The 25367-nt window shown below is 74.2% G+C and carries 20 protein-coding genes and 2 tRNA genes; 13 read left to right on the top strand and 9 right to left on the bottom strand.

The window, feature by feature from the left end; all coding sequences use genetic code 11:
• Nucleotides 1-22 precede the first annotated feature (22 nt).
• Nucleotides 23-1909, top strand: a complete 1887-nt coding sequence (locus tag ACWEPX_RS20265; RefSeq protein ID WP_451898742.1) for an SDR family oxidoreductase — start codon at nucleotides 23-25, stop codon at nucleotides 1907-1909.
• Here the strand turns inward: ACWEPX_RS20265 and ACWEPX_RS20260 are convergent.
• Nucleotides 1866-5393 (bottom strand): NB-ARC domain-containing protein, encoded by a 3528-nt coding sequence (locus ACWEPX_RS20260; protein ID WP_451898741.1) that lies wholly within the window; start codon nucleotides 5391-5393, stop codon nucleotides 1866-1868. The genes ACWEPX_RS20265 and ACWEPX_RS20260 overlap by 44 nt on opposite strands.
• A 106-nt stretch (nucleotides 5394-5499) precedes the next feature.
• Between ACWEPX_RS20260 and ACWEPX_RS20255 the strand changes: the two genes are divergently transcribed.
• Nucleotides 5500-5991, top strand: a complete 492-nt coding sequence (locus ACWEPX_RS20255; RefSeq protein ID WP_451898740.1) for a PH domain-containing protein — start codon at nucleotides 5500-5502, stop codon at nucleotides 5989-5991.
• Nucleotides 5988-7481 carry a PH domain-containing protein gene (locus ACWEPX_RS20250; protein ID WP_451898739.1) on the top strand — a complete coding sequence of 498 codons (1494 nt, stop codon included), beginning with the start codon at nucleotides 5988-5990 and terminating at the stop codon, nucleotides 7479-7481. The genes ACWEPX_RS20255 and ACWEPX_RS20250 overlap by 4 nt, the downstream gene beginning before the upstream one ends.
• On the opposite strand, the gene ACWEPX_RS20245 is transcribed toward ACWEPX_RS20250, so the two are convergent.
• Nucleotides 7471-8949 carry a glutamate-cysteine ligase family protein gene (locus tag ACWEPX_RS20245; protein WP_451898738.1) on the bottom strand — a complete coding sequence of 493 codons (1479 nt, stop codon included), beginning with the start codon at nucleotides 8947-8949 and terminating at the stop codon, nucleotides 7471-7473. The genes ACWEPX_RS20250 and ACWEPX_RS20245 overlap by 11 nt on opposite strands.
• Nucleotides 8950-9081: 132 nt before the next feature.
• On the opposite strand from ACWEPX_RS20245, the gene orn reads away from it, so the two are divergent.
• The 3 genes from orn (at nucleotide 9082) to ACWEPX_RS20230 (ending at nucleotide 10826) form a co-directional block, all read left to right on the top strand.
• Nucleotides 9082-9690, top strand: a complete 609-nt coding sequence (gene orn, locus ACWEPX_RS20240; RefSeq protein ID WP_451898737.1) for an oligoribonuclease — start codon at nucleotides 9082-9084, stop codon at nucleotides 9688-9690.
• A gap of 52 nt (nucleotides 9691-9742) precedes the next feature.
• A tRNA-His gene (locus tag ACWEPX_RS20235) sits at nucleotides 9743-9818 on the top strand.
• Between the two features lie 228 nt (nucleotides 9819-10046).
• A complete protein-coding gene (locus ACWEPX_RS20230) occupies nucleotides 10047-10826 on the top strand; it encodes a S1 family peptidase (RefSeq protein ID WP_451898736.1) in 780 nt (259 codons plus the stop codon).
• A gap of 49 nt (nucleotides 10827-10875) precedes the next feature.
• Here the strand turns inward: ACWEPX_RS20230 and ACWEPX_RS20225 are convergent, their stop codons facing one another.
• Entirely contained in the window at nucleotides 10876-11955 is a 1080-nt protein-coding gene (locus tag ACWEPX_RS20225; RefSeq protein WP_451898735.1) for a L,D-transpeptidase, read from the bottom strand.
• A gap of 250 nt (nucleotides 11956-12205) precedes the next feature.
• Here ACWEPX_RS20225 and ACWEPX_RS20220 point away from each other — a divergent pair.
• The 4 genes from ACWEPX_RS20220 (at nucleotide 12206) to ACWEPX_RS20205 (ending at nucleotide 15106) form a co-directional block, all read left to right on the top strand.
• Nucleotides 12206-12281 (top strand) — tRNA-Lys (locus ACWEPX_RS20220).
• A 66-nt stretch (nucleotides 12282-12347) separates the two neighbouring features.
• Nucleotides 12348-13214, top strand: a complete 867-nt coding sequence (locus tag ACWEPX_RS20215; protein ID WP_451898734.1) for a DUF4429 domain-containing protein — start codon at nucleotides 12348-12350, stop codon at nucleotides 13212-13214.
• A gap of 11 nt (nucleotides 13215-13225) precedes the next feature.
• Nucleotides 13226-14152 (top strand): hypothetical protein, encoded by a 927-nt coding sequence (locus ACWEPX_RS20210; RefSeq protein WP_451898733.1) that lies wholly within the window; start codon nucleotides 13226-13228, stop codon nucleotides 14150-14152.
• 6 nt (nucleotides 14153-14158) lie between these two features.
• Nucleotides 14159-15106 (top strand): hypothetical protein, encoded by a 948-nt coding sequence (locus ACWEPX_RS20205; RefSeq protein WP_451898732.1) that lies wholly within the window; start codon nucleotides 14159-14161, stop codon nucleotides 15104-15106.
• Here ACWEPX_RS20205 and ACWEPX_RS20200 read toward each other — a convergent pair.
• Complete coding sequence (locus ACWEPX_RS20200; RefSeq protein WP_451898731.1) at nucleotides 15096-17438, bottom strand: family 20 glycosylhydrolase; 2343 nt, start codon at nucleotides 17436-17438, stop codon at nucleotides 15096-15098. The two genes, ACWEPX_RS20205 and ACWEPX_RS20200, sit on opposite strands and share 11 nt — an antisense overlap.
• Before the next feature lie 352 nt (nucleotides 17439-17790).
• On the opposite strand from ACWEPX_RS20200, the gene ACWEPX_RS20195 reads away from it, so the two are divergent.
• The 3 genes from ACWEPX_RS20195 to ACWEPX_RS20185 are packed head-to-tail and all read left to right on the top strand — an operon-like array spanning nucleotide 17791 to nucleotide 21116.
• Nucleotides 17791-18078 carry a hypothetical protein gene (locus ACWEPX_RS20195; RefSeq protein ID WP_451898730.1) on the top strand — a complete coding sequence of 96 codons (288 nt, stop codon included), beginning with the start codon at nucleotides 17791-17793 and terminating at the stop codon, nucleotides 18076-18078.
• Nucleotides 18071-18685, top strand: coding sequence for a DUF6879 family protein (locus ACWEPX_RS20190; RefSeq protein WP_451898729.1), 615 nt, complete (start codon nucleotides 18071-18073; stop codon nucleotides 18683-18685). Before ACWEPX_RS20195 ends, ACWEPX_RS20190 begins: the two co-directional genes overlap by 8 nt.
• Nucleotides 18686-18701: 16 nt before the next feature.
• Nucleotides 18702-21116: an ATP-binding protein gene (locus ACWEPX_RS20185; RefSeq protein WP_451898728.1), complete on the top strand. Its 2415-nt coding sequence runs from the start codon at nucleotides 18702-18704 to the stop codon at nucleotides 21114-21116.
• On the opposite strand, the gene ACWEPX_RS20180 is transcribed toward ACWEPX_RS20185, so the two are convergent.
• From ACWEPX_RS20180 to ACWEPX_RS20160, 5 genes are read right to left on the bottom strand one after another with little or no spacing between them, the layout of a single operon-like run.
• Nucleotides 21113-21442 (bottom strand): hypothetical protein, encoded by a 330-nt coding sequence (locus ACWEPX_RS20180; RefSeq protein WP_451898727.1) that lies wholly within the window; start codon nucleotides 21440-21442, stop codon nucleotides 21113-21115. The two genes, ACWEPX_RS20185 and ACWEPX_RS20180, sit on opposite strands and share 4 nt — an antisense overlap.
• On the bottom strand, nucleotides 21429-22643 hold the full coding sequence (locus ACWEPX_RS20175; protein ID WP_451898726.1) for a glutamate synthase-related protein: 1215 nt from the start codon (nucleotides 22641-22643) through the stop codon (nucleotides 21429-21431). Before ACWEPX_RS20175 ends, ACWEPX_RS20180 begins: the two co-directional genes overlap by 14 nt.
• The gene (locus tag ACWEPX_RS20170; RefSeq protein WP_451898725.1) at nucleotides 22640-23632 is read right to left on the bottom strand and encodes an asparagine synthetase A; all 993 of its coding nucleotides are present in this window, start codon (nucleotides 23630-23632) and stop codon (nucleotides 22640-22642) included. Before ACWEPX_RS20170 ends, ACWEPX_RS20175 begins: the two co-directional genes overlap by 4 nt.
• Nucleotides 23629-24879: a methylaspartate mutase gene (locus ACWEPX_RS20165; protein WP_451898724.1), complete on the bottom strand. Its 1251-nt coding sequence runs from the start codon at nucleotides 24877-24879 to the stop codon at nucleotides 23629-23631. The genes ACWEPX_RS20170 and ACWEPX_RS20165 overlap by 4 nt, the downstream gene beginning before the upstream one ends.
• Nucleotides 24876-25340 carry a cobalamin B12-binding domain-containing protein gene (locus ACWEPX_RS20160; RefSeq protein WP_451898827.1) on the bottom strand — a complete coding sequence of 155 codons (465 nt, stop codon included), beginning with the start codon at nucleotides 25338-25340 and terminating at the stop codon, nucleotides 24876-24878. Before ACWEPX_RS20160 ends, ACWEPX_RS20165 begins: the two co-directional genes overlap by 4 nt.
• Between the last annotated feature and the right edge of the window lie 27 nt (nucleotides 25341-25367).

Genomic DNA, 25367 nt, shown 5'->3' with positions numbered 1-25367 from the left:
ATCCCGGCCGAGGAGGCACGGGATGGCTACCTACTTCGTCACCGGCGCGACCGGGTTCCTCGGGCGCAGGCTGGTGGACCGGCTGCTCGCCCGGCCCGACTGCGCCGCGGTCCACGTCCTGGTGCGGGCGCGCTCCCTGCCGAAGCTGCCCGCGTGGGACGCGCGGGTCGTGCCCGTCGTCGGCGACCTGCGCGAGCCGGGTCTCGGCGCCACCCCTCCCCCGCAGGTCGACCACGTGGTGCACCTGGGCGCCGTCTACGACCTGACCGCCCCGGAGGCGGACAACACGGCCGTCAACGTTGCGGGCACCGCGCACGCACTCGACTTCGCTGCCGCGGCGGGCGCGCGGCTGTTCCACCACGTCTCCTCGGTGGCCGTGGCGGGCGACCACCGCGGCCGGTTCACCGAGGCCGACTTCGACCTCGGCCAGCGCCACCACTCGCCCTACCACGCGACGAAGTTCGCCGCGGAGAAGCTCGTCCGCGAGCAGGACCGCGTGCCCTACCGCGTCTACCGCCCCGGCGCGGTCGTCGGCGACTCGACCACCGGCGAGATGGACAAGGCGGACGGGCCGTACCACTTCCTGCCGACCATCGCCCGCCTGGCCCGGCTGCCCAGGGCGCTGCCGCTGGTCCTGCCCGACCTGGGCGCCACCAACGTCGTCCCGGTGGACTACGTCGTCGCCGCGATGGCCCACCTGATGCACCTCGACGCGCCGCCGGGCAGCACCTACCACCTGACGCACAACGGCCGCCAGCCCGTCGCCGAGGTCTACAACGCCTTCGCCGACGCCCTCGGCGCGCCGCGGATCGCCGCGACCCTGCCGGTGCCGCTGCCCCGCCTGCGGCCGGGCCCGGCGCTGCGGGCGGCGCTGGCCGAGGCGGGCATCCCGGCCGAGGTGCTCGCGCACCTGGACATGCCGGCGGTGTTCGACTCCACCCGCACGGAGGCCGCGCTGGCGGGCGCGGTGACCCTGCCGCCGCTGGCGTCGTACGCAGCCCGGCTGGTCCGGCACTGGGCCGAGCACCTCGACCCCGCGCGGCCGCGGGGGCTGCGCGGCAGGCGGATCGTGGTGACCGGGGCGTCCTCGGGGATCGGCAAGGCGACGGCGCAGGCGCTCGGGGAGCGCGGGGCGCACGTGCTGCTGGTCGCCCGCCGCGCCGACGAGCTGGCCGCCGTGGCCGCGGCGATCACCCGCGCGGGCGGCGCGGCCACCGCCCACCCCTGCGACCTGACCGACGGCGACGCGGTGGACGCGCTGGTCAAGGACCTCGGCCACGTCGACATGCTGGTCAACAACGCGGGCCGCTCGATCCGGCGGTCGGTGCTCCTGTCGGTGGACCGCCTGCACGACTACGAGCGCACGATGGCGCTGAACTACTTCGCCCCGCTGCGGCTGACCCTGGGCCTGCTGCCGGGCATGCGCGCGGCGGGCTTCGGCCGGGTGGTCAACGTGACGACGATGGGCCTGCAGTCGGACACCCCGCGCTTCGCCGCGTACCTGGCGTCGAAGGGCGCGCTGGAGCACTTCGCGCGGGCCGCGGGCCGGGAGCTGCTGGCCGACGGGGTGACCTTCTGCTCGGTGCGCATGCCGCTGGTCCGCACGCCGATGATCACCGCGACCGACGCCTACCGCGGCGTGCCCGCCTTCTCCCCGCAGACCGCGGCGCGCATGGTCGTCTCGGCGCTGGAGGGCGGCGGCGAGGTGGTCCAGCGCCCGGAGGGCCTGGCCCTGGAGCTCCTGCGCGTGCTGGCCCCCTCGGCGCACCGGCAGGCCATGAACCTGGCCCACCGGCTGACCCCGGAGTCGGCCCCGGAGGCCCGGGTCCCCGCCGAGCACCCGGCCGCCGTCCTGGCGGGCGCGCTCATCCGCCCGCTCTGGCGACGCCTGCGACCGGCGTCGCGCTGAGGTCACCCGCGGGCGCGTAGGTGAACCAGAAGATCCCGCGCCCGCCGACGACGACCAGCCGGTCGTCGGCCAGCCAGGCGCAGGAGCGCACCTCCCCGTCGAGGCGGATCTCGGTCAGCGGGGAGAAGTCCGCGGCGTCGTGGACCCGGACCACCTGACCGTCGGACACGGTGGCGACGAGCCCTCCGCCAGGCGCCCACGCCCCGCCCTCGACCAGGCCCGGCGGCGGGAGCGCGGCCGGGTCGCCCTCGGTCCACGTGCTGGTGTCCCACCAGCGCCTCCCGTCCTGTCCGGCCACGACGAGGCGGGACCCGTCGGCGGAGGCGCGCACGTCGACGACCTCGTGGTCGAGCTGGAGCCGGGCGATCGGCGCCCAGCTCCCCGGGGCGACCACGTGGACCGCCTTCCCCCGCCCCACCGCCAGCCACCCGCCGTCCGGCGCTATGGCGCACGAGGGGATCGACCGCGACGCGAGCCGCCGCTCGCGGTGCGCGCTGCCGCGCAGGCGCGCGGACCACGGCTGGGGCCTGGGCGTCCACACGGGATGGGCGCGCAGGCCGGACTCGGCCACCTCCAGGAACGTCGGCGGCGCCCAACTGCCGGTGTCCCACACGACGACCCAGTCGTCGGCGTCGACGCCGCACACCAAGCCACCGCCGGTCACCGTGCGCACCCGCATCCGGTTCCCCGGGTGCAGCAGCAACCGGGCGACCTTCCAGTTGCGGGCGTGGTGGACCAAGTGCCCGCGGAAGGTCTCCACCAACAGCATGTCGTTGCCCACGGAGACGAGCCGGTTGATGAGCCCGGTGGTGCGGATCCGGTCGACCACCTCGCCGGAGTCGGTGTCGTGGATCGCCACGACGTCGTCTCGGGTGACGGCCAGCCAGCTCCCGTCCGGCGCAGCCGCGCACTCGCCGCTGTCCTCGGCGGTCCCGGCGTCCGGGGCGGCGGTGCGGGCGCGACCCGGGGCCCACAGCCGGACCGTGCGGTCGCCCGCCGAGGCGAGCACGGCGCCGCCCGGGGCGAAGGCGAGGTGGACGACCTCCGAGCCGTGGGCGGCGATGCGCCCCGCCTGCTCCCAGGAGTCGGTGTCCCACACCGTGATCACCCCGTTCCCGCCCCCGACGGCGAGCGTGCGGCCGTCCGCGCTGAACGCGGCGGCCGTGAGGTCGCCGTGGTGGAGCAGCAGGCGCATGGGCCTGCTGATCGCGTCGAGGTCCAGGACGGCCAGACCGGCCGAACCCACGACGGCGGCCCACCGGCCATCCGGGCTCACCACCGCCGAACCGGCCGTGAACTCACTGGGCCGCGGGACCTTGGTGAACGGGCCCGCGGCGCTCGGGTCCCACAGCCACATGCCTCCGCCGAGCGCCAGCACCCGCCCGCCCGGCAGGCCCACGAGAGCGGTCAGGACGACCGGGGACTTGGCCGAGCGGACCGGCGCGCCGGTGCGCACGTCCCACACCCGGACCTGGGTGGACAAGTCCGCGCTGATCAGCTGCGCGCCGTCGGCGGAGAAGCAGCAGCAGTTCAGGTGCGACCGGTGGCCGGTCAGCACGTGCTCGAGCCGCCAGGTGCGCGTGTCCCACACGTTGATCGCGTGCGCCGGGCCCGCGCAGGCGAGCAGGCGGCCGTCCGGCGACAGCGCGAAGCCCTCGGCGAGGACCGAGCGCTGGCTACCCTCCAGGATGCGCAGCAACTGGCCGGTCTCCGGCTGCCAGACCCGCACGCCGTCGGCCGAGGTCGAGGCCAGCCAGGCCCCGTCCGGGCCGAACGCGCAGCCGTTGATCTTGCGCTCGTGGCCGACCAGGACCCGGTTCAGCGCCGGGTCCGGCAGGTCGGGCAGGGCGTGCCGGGGGACCAGGCGCGGGACGCCCGCGACGGCGGCGAGGGCGGCGCTGCGGAGGTCGTCGAGCGCCGGGGAGGGCGGCAGCCGCTGGGCGAGGGCGTTGACCACGGCGTGGTCGGGGTCGCCGGGGACCAGCAGGTGGCCGAGCTGGTCGAGGAAGCGGCTGAGCTCCCGGGCCGCCGGGGTGGCCACGAAGGCCAGGTCCTCGGCCACGGCGACCGGGCCGAACCGGCGCAGCTTGCCGATGACCCACGGCGGCGCGGTGGCCAGCTCCGCCAGCTCCGCGGCGCGGCCCGCGCCGTCGAGGTGGTAGGCCAGCGAGCGCCACAGGTAGTCCGACGACGACGGCGGCAGCGACCACCAGGGCACCGGGCCGCTGCCCGGGTCGGGCAGGGTTGCGACCACCTCGGCCAGCAGGCTCCCGTGCAGCCGCGCGAGCCGGTCCGCGCCGCACTCGTGGCGCAGGTAGGTGCGGATGACGTCGTGCAGCCGCAGCCGGTCGCCCTCCGCCGTCACCAGCGACAGCTCGACCAGCTCGCGGCACAGCCCCTCGCTGCCTGCCGCGGACAGCCCGGCCGTGCCGCGCCAGAGGTGGGCGACCAGCTCCAGCGGGATCCCGGTGTCCTCGGGGAAGATCGCCAGTTCGAGCGCGCGGTCGCGGGCGGACCCGAGCACGCCCAGCGAGGACTCCAGCGTCGCGGCGACGGTCCGGTCGCGACCCGCGGCGTCGGCCACGTCCAGCGCCGCAGGCCCCAGCTCGCCGAGTCGGCGCAGCAGGCGCTCGGCGGCCTCGCCGACGTCGCCGCCGTCGCGGGCGGTGCGCCGCAGCGAGGCGTTGGCCAGCCGCAGGGTCAGCGGCCACCGGCCGGTGACCTCCAGCAGCCGCTCCCCCAGCTGCGCCGGGAGCTCGGCGAGGCCGCTGCTGAGCAGCTCGGTCGCCTGCCCGGTGTTCATCTGGTCGACCCGGACGGCCTGGGTCGGCTCCGGGAGCAGGTCGGGGATCCGGGTCGTGACCAGCAGCGAGCAGCCCCGGGCCGCGTTGAGGAACGGGCGCAGCTGCTCTGCGGTCCACACGTCGTCGACGACCAGCAGGGCCCGGCCCTGCTCGGCCAGCAGCTCGCCGAGCTGGAGCCCGGCCTGCTCGGGGCTGGTGAGCCCGGACCGCCGCCGCGCCACCCGCTCGATGACGTCGTTGACCGTGTCGGCCAGGGCGGCGCCGCGCACCTCCTGGCCCACGGTGACCCAGTAGATCGACGGGAACGCCGCCTTGATCTCCGGCAGGTCGCACACCTGCGCCGCGAGCGTGGTCTTGCCGAACCCGCCCGCCCCCGCGAGGGCCGTGGTGATGCCGACCCTGCGCCGACCGCCCGCCAGCAGCGCGCGGACCACCGCCCCCGCCAGCTCCGGCCGCGCCACCAGCCCGTCGGCGGCGACCGGCGGGGCAGGCCGCGCGCGCCGCCCGCCGCCGGGCGCGCTGCGCCACACCTCCAGGCCTGCCCAGAGCAGGGAGAGGGCGGCCAGGGCCAGGAAGATCAGCCAGCTCCACCCCGAGGTGAGCAGGTTCACCAGGACCGCGACGAGCACGCTCACCGCGGTGGCCGCCGCGGCGGGGACGGCTTGCCCTCGTGCAGGCATGGGACGCACTCCCGGGTGATCATCGGTTGCGGGCAGCGTACTGCCGCCCCGCGGCGTCCACCCCCAGGTTGACGGCCGCCCCCGGCGCGCGGGGCAGACTGGAGGGGTGGATGACGGTGTGTGGCGGTTGCGCGCCCCGGCGAACCTGGTCAGCAAGCGGGCGGTGGCGCTCTGGACGCTGCACGCCGCGATCGGCTGGGCGGTGGTGCTCGGCGGCCTCGGGGTCTGGTACCTGCTCGGCGGGCTCGACTGGGTGGGCTACGCGCTGGCCGGGCTGGCGGTCGTCGCGGTGGTGCACACCGCGGTGATGCCGTCCTGGCGCTATCGGGTGCACCGCTGGGAGACGACCGCGCACGCGGTGTTCACCCGCAGCGGGTGGATCAACCAGGAGTGGCGGTTGGCGCCCATCTCGCGCATCCAGACCGTCGACACCGGGCGCGGGCCGCTGCAGCAGCTCCTCAAGCTCGCGACGGTGACCATCACCACGGCGTCGGCCGCCGGGCCGCTCAAGATCGAGGGGCTGGACGAGGGCCTGGCCGCCCGCATCGTCGACGAGCTGGCCACCACGACCGAGGTGGTGCCGGGGGACGCGACGTGAGCGCCCTGCCCGCCGCGCCGCCGATCGCCGAGCCCGCCCCGGAGTGGGGCAGGCTCGACCCGCGGATGATCGTGGTCAAGCCGCTCAACGAGCTGATCGGGCTGCTCCCGCTGCTCTTCGCCCTGGTCTTCATCGGCAACGTCGACACCTGGCGGGTCGTCGCCGGGGTCGGCACCGTCGCGCTGATCATCCTCTACGGCCTCTTCGCCTGGCTGACCACCAAGTACCGGATCACCGGCAGCCAGGTCGAGCTGCACACCGGCGTGGTGTTCCGGCAGCGCAGGGCCATCCCCCGCGACCGCATCCGCACCGTCGACCTGACCGCCAAGCTCGGGCACCGGCTGTTCGGGCTCTCCGCCGTGCGGGTCGGCACCGGCCAGCAGGAGCGGCAGGCGGGCGAGGGGGTCGTGCTCGACGCCGTGACCACCGGCGAGGCCGAGCGCCTGCGCCAGGTCTTCCTGCACCGGCCTGCCACCGCCGCCGCGCCCGCCGCGGCCGAGGCCACCGAGATCGCCCGGCTCGACAAGCGCTGGTACCGCTACGCGCCGCTCTCGCTGTCCGGGCTGCTCGGCATCGCGCTCGCGGTCGGCTTCGGGCTGAACCTCGCGGGCGAGCTGAACCTGCGCTTCTCCGAGGTCGACGTCATCCGCGGCCTGTTCGGCTGGCTCGGCGCGCAGCCCCCGTCGCTGGTCGTGCTGGTGGCGGCCGGGGTCGTCGTCGTGCTGTCCACCCTGGCCTCGCTGCTCACCTACCTGCTGCAGAACCACGGCTTCCGGCTCACCCGGCACGCCGACGCCACCGTCCGCGTCCACCGGGGCCTGCTCACCACCCGCTCGGTGTCCATCGAGGAGCAGCGGCTGCGCGGTGTCGCGCTGAACGAGCCCCTGCTGCTGCGCGCGGCAGGCGGCGCCCGGCTCAACGCGGTGACGACCGGGCTGGGCGTGCGCCAGGCCACCAGCAGCCTGCTGGTCCCGCCCGCCCCGCGCGCGGAGGCGGCCCGGGTCGCCGCCGCGGTCCTGGGCGACGACCCGACGGGCAGCCCGCTGACCGGCCACCCGCCCGCCGCCCGCACCCGGCGGCTGGTCCGCGCGGCGGCCCTCCCGGTCGCGCTCACCGCGGCCCTGGTCGCGCTCACCGCCGCCGCGGACTGGCCGCCGCTGTGGATCGGGGCGGCCGCGCTGGTCCCGGTGTCCGTCCTCATCGGACTCGACCGGTACCGCAACCTCGGCCACGCCCTCATCGCGCGCTACCTGGTGACCCGCTCCGGGTCGCTCAACCGCCGCACGGTCGCCCTGCAGCGCACCGGCATCATCGGCTGGCGCATCGACCAGTCGCTGTTCCAGCGCCGCGTCCGGCTGATGACCCTCACCGCGATCACGGCGGCGGGGCAGGGCCACTACGCGGTCATCGACGTCGACGCCGCCGAGGGCGTCCGGCTCGCCGACGCCGCCGTCCCCGACCTGCTGACCCCGTTCCTGGTCAGGGCATAGGCCACTCGTGCACGGGCCGGTTGGCGTGCATCAGCTCCAGGTACCGGCGCGTCATCTCGGCGAGGGCCTCGCCGCGGTCCATCGACGTCGACTCCTCCAGCGCCCGCACCGTGGCGACCTGCCAGGTGGCGCCGTTGCGGCCGGTCAGGCAGCGCTGCTCGACGACCCCGAGCAGCCGGTCGCGGTCCTCGGCCGCCACGCCCCACGCGGCCAGGCCCTCGTGGGCCAGCGGCAGCAGCCTGCGCAGCACCAGCTCGGTCAGCGGCACCTCCCCCACGCCCGGCCAGTACACCCGGGCGTCGATGCCGTTGCGGGCCGCGGCGTGGAAGTTGTCCTCGGCGGCGGAGAAGCTCATCTGCGACCACACCGGACGGTCCTGGTCGGCCAGCGCCCGCACCAGCCCGAAGTAGAACGCGCCGTTGGCCATCACGTCGACCACCGACGGCCCGGCGGGCAGCACGCGGTTCTCCACCCGCACGTGCGGCCGCCCGCGCACCACGTCGTAGATCGGCCGGTTCCAGCGGTAGACGGTGCCGTTGTGCAGGCGCAGCTCCTCCAGCTGGGGCACGTCGCCGCGGTCGAGCACCTCGGTGGGGTCCTCGTCGGAGCACATCGGCAGCAGCGCGGAGAAGTACTGCACGTTCTCCTCGAACAGGTCGAAGATCGAGGTGATCCAGCGGTCGCCGAACCACACCCGCGGCCGCACGCCCTGGGCCTTCAGCTCGTCCGGGCGGGTGTCGGTGGCCTGCTCGAACAGCGCGATCCTGGTCTCGGCCCACAGCTGCTTGCCGAACAGGTACGGCGCGTTGGCCCCCAGCCCGACCTGCGGCCCGGCGATGACCTGGCTGGCGTTCCAGAACCGGGCGAAGTCGTCCGGGGTGACCTGCAGGTGGAACTGCACGCTGGTGCACGCCGCCTCCGGCCCGATCGACTCGGCCTGGATGGCCAGCCGTTCGGCCCCGGTGATGGCGATGTGCAGGTCCTCCCCGCGCGCGGCGAAGACCTGCTGGTCGAGCATCCGGTAGCGCGGGTTCTCCGAGAGCGCGTCGAGGGAGGTGTGCTCGCGCCGCAGGGTCGGCAGGATGCCGACCATCGCGATGTGCGACCCGATCCGCGCGGCCCTGGTCTCGGCGGCGTTGAGGTCGTCGCGCACCTTCGCCTCGAACCGGGTCAGCCCGCTGGGGTCCAGCCGCTGCGGCGGCACGTTGATCTCGATGTTGAACTGGCCCAGCTCGGGCACGAACGCCGGGTCGGCGATCGCGTCGAGCACCTCGGCGTTGCGCAGCGACGGCTGCCCCTGCGGGTCGACGAGGTTCAGCTCGACCTCCATGCCCGCCATCGGCCGGTCCGCCTCGAACCGGGACTCGGCCAGCATGCGCGCGAACACGTCCAGGCACTGGCGGACCTTCTGCCGGAACCGCTGCCGGTCGGCCCGGGTGAACTCGGTGTGCTCGACGTCCTTGCCCATGCCGCAAGGGTGATCCATCCGGGGTGGTTCCGCCACAGCGGCTACCGGCCGTGCCCCTGCGCATCCGCGGCGTGCGCGCGGGCGGCCCGCGGGCTGAGAACGCTGCCAACCGGTGCGGCTAAGCTACGTCGGGTGACGGACCGCTTGGTATGGATCGACTGCGAGATGACCGGCCTCGACCTCGGCCGCGACGCCCTGATCGAGATCGCCGCCCTGGTCACCGACTCCGAGCTCAACGTCCTCGGCGACGGTGTCGACCTGGTCATCCACGCCTCCGACGAGGTGCTCGCGGGCATGCCCGAGGTCGTCGCCGACATGCACGCCCGCTCCGGGCTCACCGACGAGGTCCGCGCCTCCACCCTCACCCTCGCCGACGCCGAGCGCGCCGTGCTGGACTACGTCCGCCAGCACGTCCCCGAGGTCCGCTCCGCCCCGCTGTGCGGCAACTCCATCGCCACCGACCGCGGCTTCATCAGCCGGGACATGCCGTCGCTGGACGCCCACCTGCACTACCGCATGGTGGACGTGTCGTCGATCAAGGAGCTGGCCCGCCGCTGGTACCCCCGGGTGTACTACGCCCAGCCGGACAAGGGCCTGGCCCACCGCGCGCTGGCCGACATCCAGGAGTCCATCCGCGAGCTGCGCTACTACCGCGGCACCGTCTTCGTCGCCCAGCCCGGCCCCACCACCGACGAGGCCAAGGCGGTGGCCGAGGGCCTGCTGGTCAACCCCCAGGCGTGACCCCTTCCCCGGGCGCGCTACGATTGCCCCGCACGGCGCGCCCGTGCGCATGGTGGGTGTAGCTCAGCTGGTAGAGCACCTGGTTGTGGTCCAGGATGTCGCGGGTTCAAGTCCCGTCACTCACCCCATCGAGGCCGGTCCCCCGCGGACCGGCCTCGGCGCTTGTCTGGGAATCTTCCCGATCATCCGACCGCCCCGCGGGGGCTGACCTGCTGCGGTGCGGCGTTCCCATCTCCGGTGAATCCCTTACTGGCAACGAGCCCCACCGGTTGGCGGGTGCCGGGTGTGATCCGGCTCTCCTAGCGTGACTCCACGCCGCCGGTCGAGGGCCCGGTGGCGGAAGGAGAGACCCGGATATGAAGGTTCGCACCCTGCTGGTGGGCGTCATCGCCGCCGCGGCCGCCGTCGTGGCGCCGAACGCGGCCGCTGCCGCGCCGCCGTCCGGCGACACCGAGATGGGCACGATGATCGTCGGTGGGCGCAACGCGACCCAGACCTACAGCTTCATGGTGTCGCTGCAGTCGACCTCCGGCGGGCACTTCTGCGGTGGTTCGCTCATCAAGGCCAACTGGGTGGTGACGGCCGCGCACTGCGTGCAGGGCCGCTCGCCGAGCAGCACCCAGGCTCGGATCGGCACCACCAACCGCACCAGCGGCGGGACGCTGGCGCGGGCCTCCCGCATCATCATCCACCCGTCCTACCGCGGGCCGTACGACATCGCGCTCGTGCAGCTGAGCACCAGCGTCACCCAGACGCCGGTGCGCATCTCCACGACCTCGGGCCCGGTCGGCACCGCCACCCGGATCATCGGGTGGGGCCAGACCTGCCCGGTCCGCGGGGCCTGCGGCGCGCCCGTGACCCTGCAGGAGCTCGACACCTCGATCGTCAACGACTACGAGTGCTCGGGCATCTCCGGCTCGGTCGAGATCTGCACCGACAACCCCGGCAACAACGCGGGCGCCTGCTACGGCGACTCCGGCGGCCCGCAGATCAAGTCCGTCGGCGGCCAGTGGGAGCTGATCGGGGCGACCAGCCGCTCCGGCGGCGGCTCGCAGTGCGCGGTGGCCCCGTCGATCTACACCGACGTCTCGGCCCTGCGCAGCTGGATCCAGCAGTACACCGGCGCCCTGTCCTAGGCCGGTAGCGAAACGGGCCCCCGGCAGTCCCGCCGGGGGCCCGTCCACGTCAGCGGCCGCCCTTGCGCCAGGTCTCCCACGGCACCTGCCACACGCCGAGGCCGTCCCAGTGCTGCAGCTTCGGCCCACCGGAGTTGACCACGGTGATGACGTCGCCCTTCTGCGAGATCTGCTGGAGCCAGCGCGCGTTCTCGGTGGAGACGTTGATGCAGCCGTGGCTGACGTTGCGCCTGCCCTGGTCGCCGACCGACCAGGGTGCGGAGTGGTAGAAGATCCCGCTGTTGGACATCCGGGTGGCCACCTCGACTGTGGTGCGGTACCCCTCGGCCGCCGAGACCGGCACGCCGTAGGTGGAGGAGTCCATTGTGTAGTTGCGGTGCTCGCTCATGACCACGTACGTGCCGACCGGGGTCTCGTGGCCGGGCTTGCCCATCGAGATGGGCATGGTCCTGGCCACCTTGCCGTTGATCGTCACCGTCATCTGGTGGGTCTTGCCGTCGGCCTTCATCACCACGGCGTCGCCGATGGTGACCGCGGCCTTGCGGTCCTCGCTGCCGTAGGTGCCGTTGCCGAAGTGCTTGCCGTAGATGCGGGCGTCGACGGTGACCTTGGTGCCCGGCTTCCAGTACTCCTTGGGCCGCCAGTGCACCGTGCGGTCGTCGTACCAGTAGAAGGCGCCCTCGGCCGCGGGCTGGGTGGTGATCTTGATGGCCTTCTCGGCCGCCGCCTTGTCCGCGATGTCGGTGCTGAAGTAGAAGGAGAACGGCTGCCCGACGCCGACGGTCTGCCCGTCGAGCGGGTTCATCGACAGCGCGGTCTTGCGCGCGGGCTTGGCCGTGGTGAAGGTCGCACTCGCGGTCGTCGGCTTGCCCTCGGCGTCCTTGCCGGTGGCGGTCACGGTGTAGGTCTTGCCGAACCCGAGCCCGCCCGCGTACGTCCACGTGCGACCGTCCTGCGACAGCGCGCCCTCGACCGCCTTCCCGGCGTCGTTCTTGAGCACGACCTCGCTGAGCACACCCCCGGTGACCTGCGCCGTCACCGGCTGCCCCGGCTCGATCCCGGTGGCCTTGTCGGTCGGGCTGAGCTGCAGCCGCAGCGGCTCGGGGGGTGTGGTCGTGGTGGTTGTCACAACCCCAGCATCCCCCGCGGGCGCCGCTTGCTCGGGCGCCGCCGTGCACCCGGACAGGCCGACCAGAACCGCGACGAGCACGCCTACCCGTCCCCGCATCCGTCCCCCACTTTCCTCACGCTGACCTGTAGGAACCCAGTGTGCCCCACGATCGGGTGACGCCTGAACGGGATGCCCGGTTGCCTGCCGTCGACCCCCCGATTTCGGGACCGGGCGGGGGCTGTGCTAGCTTTTCCCCCGTCAGCAACGAGCGCCGCTAGCTCAACTGGCAGAGCAGCTGGCTCTTAACCAGCGGGTTCGGGGTTCGAGTCCCTGGCGGCGCACCACCACTAGGCCCAGGTCGGCAACGACCTGGGCCTAGTGCGTTTTCCGATCTTGGTAGGGTCGCCCGCATGGCTGAGGTGACCACGGCCGAGGGGACCTGGGGGTTCGACGGCTCGGTGTTGCGGATCACGCCCGGGGCCGAGCGCAAGGTGCACAAGCTCAGGAAGGCCGTCGGCGAGCTGGTGGTGCCGGTGGCGGCGATCGCGGCGATCAGCTACCAGCCCGCGAAGAAGGGCGGGGTGCTGCGGGCGCGGCTGCGCGACGGCGCGGACCCGCTGGCCCAGGCGGTCGGCAACCACCTGCCGGAGAACGCCGACCCCTACCGGCTGGCGGTCGAGCCCGCCCACGTCGTCGACGCCGACTACCTCGTCGAGGCGTTCCGGTTCACCCCGCGGCCCGACGGCGACGGGCCGGTGGACCGGTTCCTGCTGCCCGGGCCCGCGGTGCCGGTCAGCGCGACGGTGTCGGAGGCGGTGGTGTCCTTCGACGGCACGCGCGTGCTGCTGGAGTGGAGCTGGCAGGCGCCGGAGGCCAAGCGCCGGGCGGGCGCCCAGGAGCTGCCGATCGAGAGGATCACCTCGGTGGTGTGGCGGCCCTCCAGCGGCCTCACCGACGGCGTGCTGCGGTTCATCGTGCGCGACGCCAGCCCCAACGTCGCGCCGACGGGCGACCTCAACGCCGTGCGGCTGAGCTGGGGCACCGAGAACGAGGCGCTGACCGCCCTGGTGGCCGCCGCCGTCGTGGCCCGCATCCCCAAGCCGCGCGCGGCGGCCGCGCCGGAGCCGCCCGATGTGGACGTGCTCATGCGCAGGCTGCGCGAGCTCGGCGACCTGCGCGCGGGCGGCGTGCTCACCGAGGAGGAGTTCACCGCGGCCAAGCGGGCGGTGCTGCAGCGCCTGTCGGCCGGGGAGTGGCCACCACCACAGGGCGGGTAGCGTGCCCGGGCATGGGGTGGTTGCGCCGGAGTCCGGCCCGCACGGTCACCAGAGGACGAAGCTGGCGGGATCCGATTCTCGACGCCGCGTTGGCCGAGGCCGAGGAGGGCAAGCTGGGCGCCGCGCGGACCGTGCTGGGCGAGTGCCGCGACCAGCCGGAGATCCGGGTGTTCCGGGTCGGCGAGCTGGCCGAGGCGCTGATCGGGTTCGGCGAGGAGATCGCCACCATCGCCGGATCGGGTGATCCTGATCTGCTGCTGCTCAGCGGCGCGGTGTTCGTGCGGGAGGCGTGGGCCATCCGCGGCGCGGGGCGGGCCGAGACGGTGGGGGCGGCGCGGTTCAAGGTGTTCCACAACCACCTCGCGCAGGCGGTGGCCCCGCTGCGCGGCGCGGCCGAGCTGCTGCCCGCCGACCCGGTGCCGTGGAGCGAGCTGGACCCGGTGGCGCGCGGCCTGGGCTTCGACCGCGGCGAGCAGGACGCGCTGTGGAAGGAGATCGCGCGCCGCTGCCCGACGATGACCGTGGCCGTGCGGCGGCGGGTGCAGTCGCTGGCGCCGAAGTGGGGCGGGGACGAGCGGCGCATGCTCGACTTCGCCCGCAGCAGCGCGACCGCGGCCCCGGACGGGCACCCGGTCAACGCCGTGGTCGCCGAGGCGTGGTTCGAGGCGGCCGCGCACCGGCGCGTCCCGGTGGCCCGGCACGCCCGTCCCGCGCGCGGGGAACTCGTGGCCGCGTCGGCGAAGCTGCTCGCCACCCCGCTGTCGCTGCCGCAGACCAGCTGGGCGCACAACGCCTTCGCGGCGATCTTCACCGCGCTCGACGACGCCGCGCACGCCGCGCCGCACCTGCGGGCGATGAACGACCACCTCAGCGACGCCGCGTGGGCCTTCGTCGGCGGCGAGGCCGCCTACCGGCGCGCTGCGGCGAAGTACCTGTGAGGACCGATGGACGACCGAGCTTGGGACCACGCCTGGCACGACACCGCGCTGGACGCGGCCATCGCCGAACTGGAGGAGCACCGCCTCGGGGCGGCCCGCACCGTGCTGGCCGAGGCACGCGCCCAGCCCGAGGTCCGCTCGCTGCGGGTCGAGGTGCTGGCGAGCAGGCTCGTCGGGTCGGGCAGCCAGGTGCTGGGCATGGCGATGGACGACGTGGACCCGGAGCTGTCCCTGCTCGCGGGCGCGGTGTCGATCAGCGAGGCCCAGGTGATCGCCGACGGCGCCACCGACCCCAACGCCGCCCGGATGGCGCACGCCTACCTGCGCCGCGCGCTGGGCCCGCTCAACCAGGCCGCCGAGCTCCTCGACGCCGACCCGGTCCCGCACGACCTGCTCCAGACGGTCACCTCGGCGACCAACCGCGCCGAGTGCGACAAGGCGTGGGCGCGGGTGGTCAAGCGCGGCCCGACGCTGTTCTCCGCCCACCGCGCGCGGGTGGAGATCCTCGACCCCGCCGACGCACTGGAGTTCGCGCGCTCGGTGGCGCGCTCGGCCGGGTCCGGCGACCCGCGGGTGGCGCTGGTGGTGCTGGCCCACTTCCGGGTGCACGCCGGGCTGGCCGCGGCGTTCCGGGCCTCGGGCCGCGGGGCCGACCGCAGGGCGATGTGGGACTACTTCGGGGCCGCGGTCCGGGATGAAATCGCCGCCCTGTCCCAGCGCTACCTCGCGGCGGCCCGGCCGCACCCGCGCGCGGTGGAGGCGCACAACCTCTTCGCCGCGGCGTTCACCAGGATGTACCAGTACAGCCTGGCCGAGCCGCACCTGGCCGCGGTGGCGGGCAGGCCATCGGGCTGGGCGTGGGCGTTCGTGGGCGGGGCGAAGGCGTACGACCGGGCGGTCCGCAGGCGCACGCGCGATGCGCCCGCGGACCGCCGGTGGTTCTCTAACCCGTGATCTCCACGGTCGCGCTCGCCGTCCGGTCGCCCTGCACGGCGGTGATCGTGCGCGTGCCGGTCGCGGTCGCCGCGGGGATGAGCCCGTGGCGCTGGAACCGGCCGTCGGCGCCCGCCCTGACGGTGTAGGCCGGGGCGCCGTCGATGCGGATCTCCACGTAGCCCGGCGCGAACCCGGCCAGGCCCAGCGGCACCCAGGTGCCCGCGCGGGCGGTGCCGCCGATGGTCAGGCCGGGCGCCGCCGCCGGGCTGGACCGCTCGTCGCGGGGCCGGTCGACGTCGACGTCCACCGCGATCGGCGCGCCGGCCGACGGGGTGAGCACGCACCGGGTGTCGCGGGTGAAGCCCGCCTCGATCCCCGCGGTGTAGAGGCCCGCGGCGTTGAGCGCGTCGCGCGGCTGGGCCTGGGTGAAGGTCACCGGCAGGACCACGCCCGCGCAGGTCGCCGTTGCGGTGAGCGGGGCGGTCAGCGCGCTGGCGGAGGCCGGGTCGCCGTCGGCGTCGGTGGTGTCCGGGGTGATGGCCCGGCCGTCGGTCTTGGTGCCGGGCGCGGCGACCAGGCCGAGGCCGATGCGGGCGGGGACGCCGCGGCGGGCGGTGGCGTCGGTGCCCGCGATGGACGCCGCCCACGCCGCGGCCGGGCTCTCGTAGAAGTTGCGGCCCGCGACGGTGAACCGCGCGCCGAGCTGGGCGAGCCGGGCGGTGAAACCGGTGATGTCCTTGCGCGCGGCAGGCGTCCACCCGGTCTCCAGCACCGCCGCGGCGCGCGGGAGGGCGAGGTACTGGGCCTGGTCGCCGCCGCGGATCGTCTCCGACCACAGTGGACCTTCCACGCCCAGCACGCCCGCCTCGGGGATGCCGCCGGTGACCGTCGTCGTCGGGTCCCAGGCGTAGTACTTGGGGAAGTCGCAGTCGACGCGGCAGGCCCAGCTCAGCCCGATCGGGGTGGTGGGGGCGTACTTCTGGTCGAGGTAGGCGCCGTCGGCCTTGGACACCACGGCCTTGCCGCCCTTGGCCACGAAGTCGCGCACCCAGTCCCCGGAGCCGATCCAGTACTGCACGACCGAGCCTTCCCAGTAGCCGGGCCCCTGGGCCAGCCCGGCCTCGGCGTACTCGCTCCAGCCCATCGTCCCGACCCCGGTCGCCGCCTTGACCCTGGGCACCGCCTGGGTCACGAAGTCGACGTACCGCGCGTGCCCCATCGCGTGCGACTCGTCGCCGCCGATGTGGACGTAGGGCCCGCCGGTCAGCTCGGCGAGCTGGCCGAAGACGTGCTCGACGAACTTGTAGGTCAGCTCGTGGCGCTCGTCGAGCGCGGAGTACCCGACCGCGGTGGTGCCGTTCCACGGGACGACGCCGGTGCGCGGGTCGCGGGCGGGCAGCGAGCGGTCGGTGTTGAGCTGCGGGATCGCGTGCAGGACGGCGTTGGTGTGGCCGGGGACGTCGACCTCGGGCACGACGGTGACGTACCGCTGGCGCGCGTACTCCACGATGTCGCGGTACTGGGCCTGCGTGTAGTACCCGGTCCGGCCGAGCTCCTGCCGGTGCCCGCGCTCGTCCATCGCGGTGGCCCCGGAGACCCGGGTCAGCGCGGTGTAGTCGATGGGGTCGTCGGCCGCCTTGCCGTCGTTGGTGATCTCGATGCGCCACCCCTGGTCGTCGGCCAGGTGCAGGTGCAGCACGCTCATCTTGAGCCCGGCGAGCACGTCGATGTGCCGCTTGACCTCATCCACGTCCTGGAACGACCGCGCGACGTCGAGCATGATGCCCCGGTAGCTGAACCGCGGCGCGTCCTCGACGTGGATCGCCCGCACCTTCCACTCCGCGGCGACCGGGGTCGGCGAGTCGGCCCACACGGGCAGCAGCTGCCGGAACGTCTGCACGCCGTTGAACGCCCCGTGGGCGGTGCGGGCGGTGATGGCCACACCCCGGTGGTCGACGTCGAGGACATAGGACTCCGCGGTGGGCGCGGCCCCGTCCACGGTGTAGCGCGCCTTGGGGTCGACGGTGATCCGGATCCCGCTCCCGTGGCTGCGCACCGGCACCCGGAACCCGGTCGCGTCCCGGAGCTGCTCGGCCAACTGCTCCCCGACCGCCGCAGCCGCACCCGCCGCGATCACCGCGACATTCGGCTGCAGGACGAACGGCCGCGCCCGGGTGTCCTCTTCGACCACCACGGGAAGCGGCACCAACCCGGCCGTCGCCGAGGTCGCCCCGGGTCGCGGCGCCGCCGCTGCCGCCGGGATGACGCCGATCAGCAGGGCGAACATCGCGGCGATCGCCACGAGCTTGCGGTGACTGCTAGATTGGACTAGACCATAACTGCGTCGCATGGGGGCTCCCTCGCCCGAATTGCAGGGTAATGCGAGATTAGCCGACCTTTCGCTCAACTTCGATCATGCGAATGCAGTAATTCGCAGCCCGGATCGCCCTGCCCGCCACCGGATTCCACTCGACGGGCGAGATATGGGAACCCCGTGCGACGTGACGTGAAAGTTTGTCAGCAGCGCCGTCCCCGGGGCGTTCCCGGAGCCTGAAAATGCGCCACAATCCGCCAGGAATTGCGCGACCATTGGTCTGCGTTTACAACTCATCCGGGTGATCCGAATACACAATCGGGCGTTCTCGCACAACAGCAATTCTGTTAGCATTGATCACTTCCGGTGGCACGAAGGGGGCGCGGGAATGGCATGGCAAGCGAATCCGGCGGCGGAGTTCTCCAAACGGCTCGGGTTATCCCCGAAAGCGCCGGGCAGCGGGGGCGACGGGGATGCCGCCAGCACCTCGTCGAAGCAGGGGTGCCCGGACATCTGGCAGCTGTCCAACGGCGACGTGGCGGTCATCGGCCGCGACCTGACGGAGGTGTACCGGACCCGGCTGCCCGCCGACGTCAGCGTCGGCGACGACGAGCGCCTGGTCGTGCTCCCGGGGGCGATGGTGATCGCGGCGAAGCCGGACATCCCCGATGCATGAGCTGCTGCGCGGCACCGCGGGCGAGCGGCTGCACCACCACGACTACCTGGCCCGCGTGGACGCGGACTACTGGGCGCACGGCGATCCGGGGTTCTGGAAGCTGGAGCGGCGCCAGGAGTTCCAGGACGTCACCATGCCCAGTTGGCGGGCCTTCGCCCGCGGCGACTGGGACGAGGCGCTGCGCCTGGCCGAGCAGCTGCGCCCGGAGCTGGAGCAGGAGTACCGCACCGACGCCGAGCGCGGCATCCGCTCCTGGTGGATCAAGGTCGTCGAGACGCCCATCACCCCGTACCTGCAGTGGGCCTTCCGGCCGCTGCGCATCCGCGCCCAGTCGGGCGAGCGCATGCGGGTGGTCCGCGCCGAGCAGGTCGAGGAGTTCGAGCGGCACGGCCGCCTGCCGGAGCTGATCACCCTGGGCGCCGACGTCATGTACGAGCTGGTCTACGACGACGACGGCCGCCAGGACGGCGGCATCCGCATCACCGACCCGGCCGTCGTGCGCCGCTGCCAGCGGTTCATCGCCCGCCTCTACGCAATCGGCGAAGACCTCGAAAGCTTCTACCGGCGAGAGGTCGCCCCGCTGCCGCCGCCGACGGTCAGGAAATAGCGGAAAGCCAGGGCAAATGCCTGACCGCGAACCGCCCGAGCGCGAAGACGACGCCGGACAGAGCAACCGGACGCAGATATCCGGCTCATCGTCCGGCGTCGTCCAGGCGGGCGCGCTCCACGGCGGCGTGCACTTCCACGGCGGGCAGGCGAGCCAGGACGGGCCGCTGCCCCGGCAGCTCCCCGGGGACATCGGCCGGTTCGTGAACCGTGCCGAGGAGCTGGGCAGGCTGGACGCGGCGGTCGGCGACCGCGCCGAGCCCTCGGTCGTCGGGCTCTACATCATCACCGGCACCGCCGGGGTCGGGAAGACCTCGCTGGCGCTGCACTGGGCCCACCGCGCCCGGCACCGCTTCCCCGACGGCCACCTGTACGTGAACCTGCGCGGCTACGACCCGGGGCCGCAGGTCAGCCCCGGTCAGGCGCTCGACCGCTTCCTGCGGGCCCTCGGCGCGCCGCCGGAGGCCCTGGCTGCGGAGGTGGAGGACAAGGCGGCCCTGTACCGCTCGCTGCTCGCCGACCGGAAGGTGCTGATCGTGCTGGACAACGCCGCCAGCGTCGGCCAGGTCCGGCCGCTGCTGCCCGGTAGCGCCGACTGCCTGGTCCTGGTGACCAGCCGCAACCGGCTGTCCGGTCTCGTCGCCAGGGACAACGCCCACCGGCTGACCCTGGGCACGCTGTCGGAGCCCGAGGCGGTGCACCTGCTGCGCACGGTCACCGCGGGCTACCGCGCGCACGACGACCCGGATGAGCTGGTCGAGCTGGCCAGGCTGTGCGCGCGGCTGCCGCTGGCCCTGCGCATCGCGGCGGAGCGGGCGTCGAGCAGGCCGATGATGCTGCTGCACGAGCTCATCGCCGACCTGCGCGACGAGTCGGCGCTGTGGGGGGCGCTCACCGCCGAGGACGACGACGAGTCCGACGCGGTCCGCAGCGTCTTCGCGTGGTCCTACCGGGCCCTGCCCGCCGATGCGGCGCGGATGTTCCGGCTGCTGAGCCTGCACCCGGGGCAGGAGTTCAGCTGCGCGGCCGCCGCGGCGCTGACCGGCGTCGGCGCCAGCCGGGCCCGGTCGCTGCTGGACACGCTGGCAGGCGCGCACGTCCTGGAGCATCGCGCCCCCGGCCGCTACGAGTTCCACGACCTGCTGCGCGCCTACGCCGCCAACCAGGCAGCGCAGCAGGAGACCGCCGAGGAGCGCCATGCGGTGGTGGAGCGCGTGATCACCTGGTACGTGCGCACCGCGCGGATGGCGGTCGCGGTCCTCTGCCCGTTGGACCGCGACGTCCTCATCGACCCGCCGGCGGCGGAGGTCAGCCCGCTGCTGTTCACCGACTACGACGAGGCGTTCCGGTGGTACGAGCTGGAGCGCGCGAACTTCGTGGCCGCCACGCGCGCCGCGGCGGACGCCGGGCTGCACCGGCTGGCCTGGCAGCTCCCCGCAGTGCTGTGGAGCGTCTACGCGCTGCAGAACCCGTTCGAGGACTGGATCACCACCGGGCGCATCGGCCTGGAGTCCGCCCGGCGGATCGGCGACCGCTTCGGCGAGGGCCAGCTGCTGGCGAGCCTGGGCATGGCCTACCTGCAGTCGCAGCGGCTCGACCTGGCCGAGGAGTTCCACCGCGCCGCGCTGGCCGTCCGCGAGTCCATCGACGACCGGTTGGGCGTGGCCATGTCGACCAACGACCTCGGGCTGCTGGCCAACCGCAGGCACCGGCTGGCGGAGGCGCACGCCCGCTTCACCGACTCCCTCGCCGCCTTCCGCGAGTTGGGCGACCGCGGCAACGAGGCGTGGCTGCTGAGCAACCTGGGCATGGTCGAGCACGACCTGGAGCGGCACGCCGACGCCGTGACCACGCTGGGCGCGTCGCTGGCGGCCTGCCGCGAGGTCGGCGACCCGATCGCCGAGAGCAACGCCCTGTGCTCGATCGCGATGGCCTACCGGGGCGCGGGCAGGCTGGCCGACGCCCTGGCCGCGGCCGAGGGCGCGCTCCGGCTCGCCCGCGACGGCGGGCTGGTCGTCTGCGAGGCGGTGTGCCTGGCCGAGATCGGGCGGATCCGGGTGGCGCAGGGCGATCCGGCCGAGGCGCTGCCGCTGTTCCAGCACTCGGCGTCGATCCACCGGCGCATCGGCGACCGCAGCCGGGAGGCGATCGCGCTGACCGGGGCAGGCGACGCCCTGCTGGCGCTGGGCAGGCCGGACGAGGCCGTCCAGTTCCACCGCGTCGCGGTGGCCGCCCACCGCGACCTCGCCGATTCGTGGCACACCGCCACGGCCCTCATCGGCCTCGCCGCCGCGCTGCAGGAGTCCGGCGATCCCGCCGCGGCCCGGCCGCTGCGGCGGGAGGCGGCGGGCCTGCTCGCCGGGTTCGAGGACCCGAAGGCGGTCCGCCTCCGCTCCCGGCTGCTGGCCCGGCTGGCGGGCGGGGACGCCTAGTCCAGCACCTCCACGATCGTCGACTCGCCGCGTTCGGCGTTGGGGCCGTAGCGTTCCCAGGATTCGGTGAGGCGGATGCGGCCGTCGGGGAGGTGGTCGGGGGTGTTGACGCTGTGGCCGGAGATGACGCGGCCGTCGGTGAGGACCATCGTGTAGGCGAAGGAGACCACGCCGTCGGGGGAGCAGAGGCCGGTGAGGGAGCCGCGGCGGATCGGGCCGCCTGCGCCGAATTCGGCCCAGACCAAGTCGTCCTGCTGGCGGTAGGTGGAGATGGGGGCGTCGGGGGAGTCGGGTTTGCGGAAGCGGCGGCCGTCATAGTTGATCAACGGTGGGGCTCCAGAGGTCGTCGGGGGTGAGGGTGTCGGGGGTGTACTTGCCGAGGGCGCTCAGCAGCAGGCGCAGCTCCAAGGCCAGGCAATCGACGAGGCGCACGAGGCCGTCGGCCGGGTCCTCCGCCGCGGCGACGAGGGCGGCGCGGCCGAGGCCGACGGCGGTGGCGCCGCGGGCCAGGCACTTCAGGGCGCGGGCGCCCTCCCAGATCCGGCCGGACACCAGCAGGTCGCCGTCGGGCTTGCCGATGCGCGACAGGCATTCGGCCAGCGGCAGGCCCACGTGGTCGAGGAACACCGACGGCGCCCAGCCGGTGCCGCCCTCGGCCCCGTCGACGGTCACCGCGTCCGCGCCCGCCGACCAGGCCACGGCGACCGCGCGGGCGATGTCGCGGCCGGGGTGCAGCTTCACCCAGACCCGGGCGCGCGGGTAGTTGTTGCGCATCAGGCGGATCTGCTGGCGCAGGATCTCCTCGGTGAACGTGCCCGGGCTGCTGGAGCGCAGCACCAGCTCGCCGAGCGAGTCGTCCACGGCGTAGCGGTCGGCGACGGCGGCCGCGGCGGCCGGGGTCAGCACGGTCATGCCGCCCAGGCCCGGTTTCGCGCCCTGGCCGACCTTCAGCTCGAACGCCAACCTGCCGCTGTCCAGCAGGCGGGTGGCGTCGGGGTCGCTGTAGACGAGGTTCCAGACCTCGGCGTCGGCGTCCTCGGTGCTCTGCTGGACGACCACTCCCCCGAGGCCGTCGGGCGCCGACCGGCCGTAGGCGCGGATGCGGGCCAGCAAGCCGTCCGCCACCGCGTCGACGCGGCCGTAGCCGTGCATCGGCACCACGTTCTCGCCGATGACCATGGGCACGCCGAGCCTGCCCGCCTGCTCGCTGACCGCCACCCCCAGCCCCGACCCCACCTGCGTCGACCCGAAGGCGCAGACGAACACCGGCACCGGGGAGTCGAACCCGCCCACCGGCCGGGCCAGCTCGACATCGCGATAGATCGGCTCGCGGCCCAGCTCGTACATCTTCTCCAGCCGGTGCGGCACGAAGACCGGCGGCACGATGCGGATGTCGTCCAGGTCGTCGGCGGCCACCGCGCCGAAGACGGCGCTGCCGTAGCCCTCGGCGTCGGGGAACACGGCGGCCGGGCCGCCGCGGGCCCGGGCCCGCACGGCGGCCTCGGGGAAACCGGCGGCGCGGATCACGGCGACGCGATCCCGGGCAGCTTCGGGTAGGCGTTGGCCTGCCAGACGAAGTCCAGCCCGCACAGGTAGCGGGTCAGCCGCTCCAGGCCGAGGCCGAACCCGGCGCTGGCGGGCAGGCCGTCGCGGGCCAGGTCGAGGTACCAGGCGTACTTGGCCGGGTTCTCCCCCGTCTCCCGCATGCGCTCGATCAGCCTGCGGTACTCGTGCGTGCGCTCGCCGCCGCTGGCCAGCTCGCCGAACCCCGCGGGCGCGATCAGGTCGAAGTTGCGCAGCACGCCCGGCTCCGCGCTGGACTCCCCGTCGGTGAAGCCGCGCGAGCCCTTGGGGTAGTCGACGATGAAGAACGGCCGGTCGGTCTGCTCGGAGATCAGCTTCTCGCCCGCCCAGTCGATCTCGGCGTCGCTGCTCTGCCCGTGCGCCAGGCCGCGCAGCAGCGCCACGGCGGCGCGGTGGGTCATCCGCTCGAACTCGGTGCTCAGCAGGGCGTCGAACGCGGCCGGGTCGCGGCCGAGGAAGTCCAGCTCGGCGCGGCGCTCGCGCAGCACGTGGGTGACGATGTGGCGCACGAGCCCCTGCAGCAGCTCCAGCACCTGCTCGCGGGGCGCGTCGCGGACCTCGACGTCGATCTGGGTGAACTCGGCCAGGTGCCTGCCGGTGTCGGCGGTCTCCAGCGGCTCCAGCCGCACGTTGGGGGCGACGTAGAAGATCTTGTCGAAGGCCAGCAGCGACGCCTGCTTGTAGAGGATGACGCTGGTCATCAGCTTGTACCGGTGGCCGTAGTAGTCGACGTCGACCTGCTTGGAGCCGCGGATGCCCGGGTCGGTGACCGGGCCGATGAGCGGCGGCGTCAGCTCCTGGAAGCCGTGCGCGCCCAGGTAGTCGCGCGCCCCGGTGGTGATGGCGTGCTGCACGCGCAGCGCGGCCCTGGTCACCGGGGACAGCAGGTGCTCGCGGGTGCCGGGCGGCAGCGTCGTCAGGGTGTCGGTCATGGGCTGCTCCATTCCAGGGAGGTCGAGTCGAAGCGGCGCTCCACGAAGCGCAGGGCGTCGAGCAGGCCCGCCGCGGTGAGCCGGGCCGGGCCTGCCGGGCCCGCCGCGATCGGCATGGCGCCGACCCGCTGCCAGCCCAGCCTGCCCTCGGCGTCGAGGTGGCCGCGGGCGCGGCCCGCGTTGTCCGGGTGCAGGCAGAACGGCACGTCGAGCTGGCCGGTGGCGAACGCCTTGACCAGGGCGGCGCCCAGGTCGTCGTCGAGGGACAGGACGTTGTCGACCAGCGCGGTCGCCTCGGCGAGGATGCCGGTGTCCTCGGTGGCCGCCCTGCGGTGGGCGCCGCGGGCGGCGGCCGCGGCGTATTCCAGGGCGGCGACGTTCTCGGCGACCGTCGGCAGCCGGTGCGCCTCCGCGGTCGTCTTGACGATCAGCCTGCCCGCGCCCGCCCGCACGGCCAGCCGCGCGGACTCGGCCAGCAGGCCGAGCGCGCCGCCGGGGGTGCGCGGGTAGACGCCCATGTAGGTGTAGACCACCACGTGCGCGCGGGCGTGCGGCACGTACCGGGCGATCAGCGCCCGCAGCGCGGCCAGCGCCTCCTCGTCCTGGCCCGGGTGCGTCTGCTGGGCGTAGGAGAAGGACAGGCAGCGGATGCCGTGCTCCCAGAAGAACATCCCCTCCAGCACGCTCAGCGCGACCAGCAGCGACGGCGGGCACAGCTGGCCCATCATGCAGCCGCCGAAGGTCTCCATGTGCGCGTCGGGGTGGGTCGCCAGCAGCTCGCACGCCTGCCGCCAGTGGGCGACGGCGGCCGCCAGCGGCGTGCGGCTGTAGGGCAGGCAGTACGACACCGGGCCGCCCTCGGTGGCGTGCAGGCCGTGGTCGAGCAGGGCCAGCACGATCCGCCGCGGGTCGGCGGAGCCGTGCCGGACCTGCACCGGGAAGCCCAGGCCCGCCAGCATGGCGGCGGTGGCGTCGCGGTCGTGGTCGACCAGCGGGTAGCCGTTGAGGTCCGCGCCCGCGGCCAGGGCTTGGCGCACCGCGTCGTGGTCGCCGACGCGGGTGTAGCTGTCCAGGGTGATCGTGCCGGTGGTGGCCGCCCGCGCCGAGCGGGTGGCCAGCAGGCCCGCGCGCATCAGCGCCGGGTCGGCGAAGCCCATCCTGGGCTGCACGACCAACTCGCCGCGGGCCTGGTGGTCGGCCACGACCGCGCCGAACGGCGCCGCCGCCGGCGGCGCGAGCAGGCTCACCGCGTCCCGATCGGCAGGCCCGCGCGCCCGGCGAGGGTCCGCACGAAGGAGCGGAACGGCAGCAGCCCGGCCGCGTCGTCGAACACCGCGTCGAACCCGGCGGCCAGCAGCCGGCCGGAGTTGTCCGACGCGGCGACGTCCAGCTTGCCGCCGATGACCACCGGGGTGGCCACCAGCCCGGCCTCCGCCCGCAGCGCCCTGATCAGCCGCACGCCGTCGCGGCAGCCGTGGCCGTTGAGGCTGCTGACCACCACCAGGTCGGGCCGCTGCCGCGCGCACTCGCCGACGATCACCGCGTCGGGCACGCACGCCCCGAGGTTGGTCACCCGCACCCCCAGCTCCTCCAGCACCAGCTGCAGGTACACCAGGTTCCAGGTGTGCGCGTCCGACGACAGGCTCGTGACGATCGCCGTCAGCCCGCCTGCGTCGCCGCGCCTCAGGTCGGATTCGAGGACGCCCATGTGGTGGTCACCTGCGCTCGGGGCGGG

Source organism: Actinokineospora sp. NPDC004072 (assembly GCF_053604195.1).
Note: the sequence above shows the minus strand (reverse complement) of the source record. Positions and strands in the feature narration are given on the sequence as shown.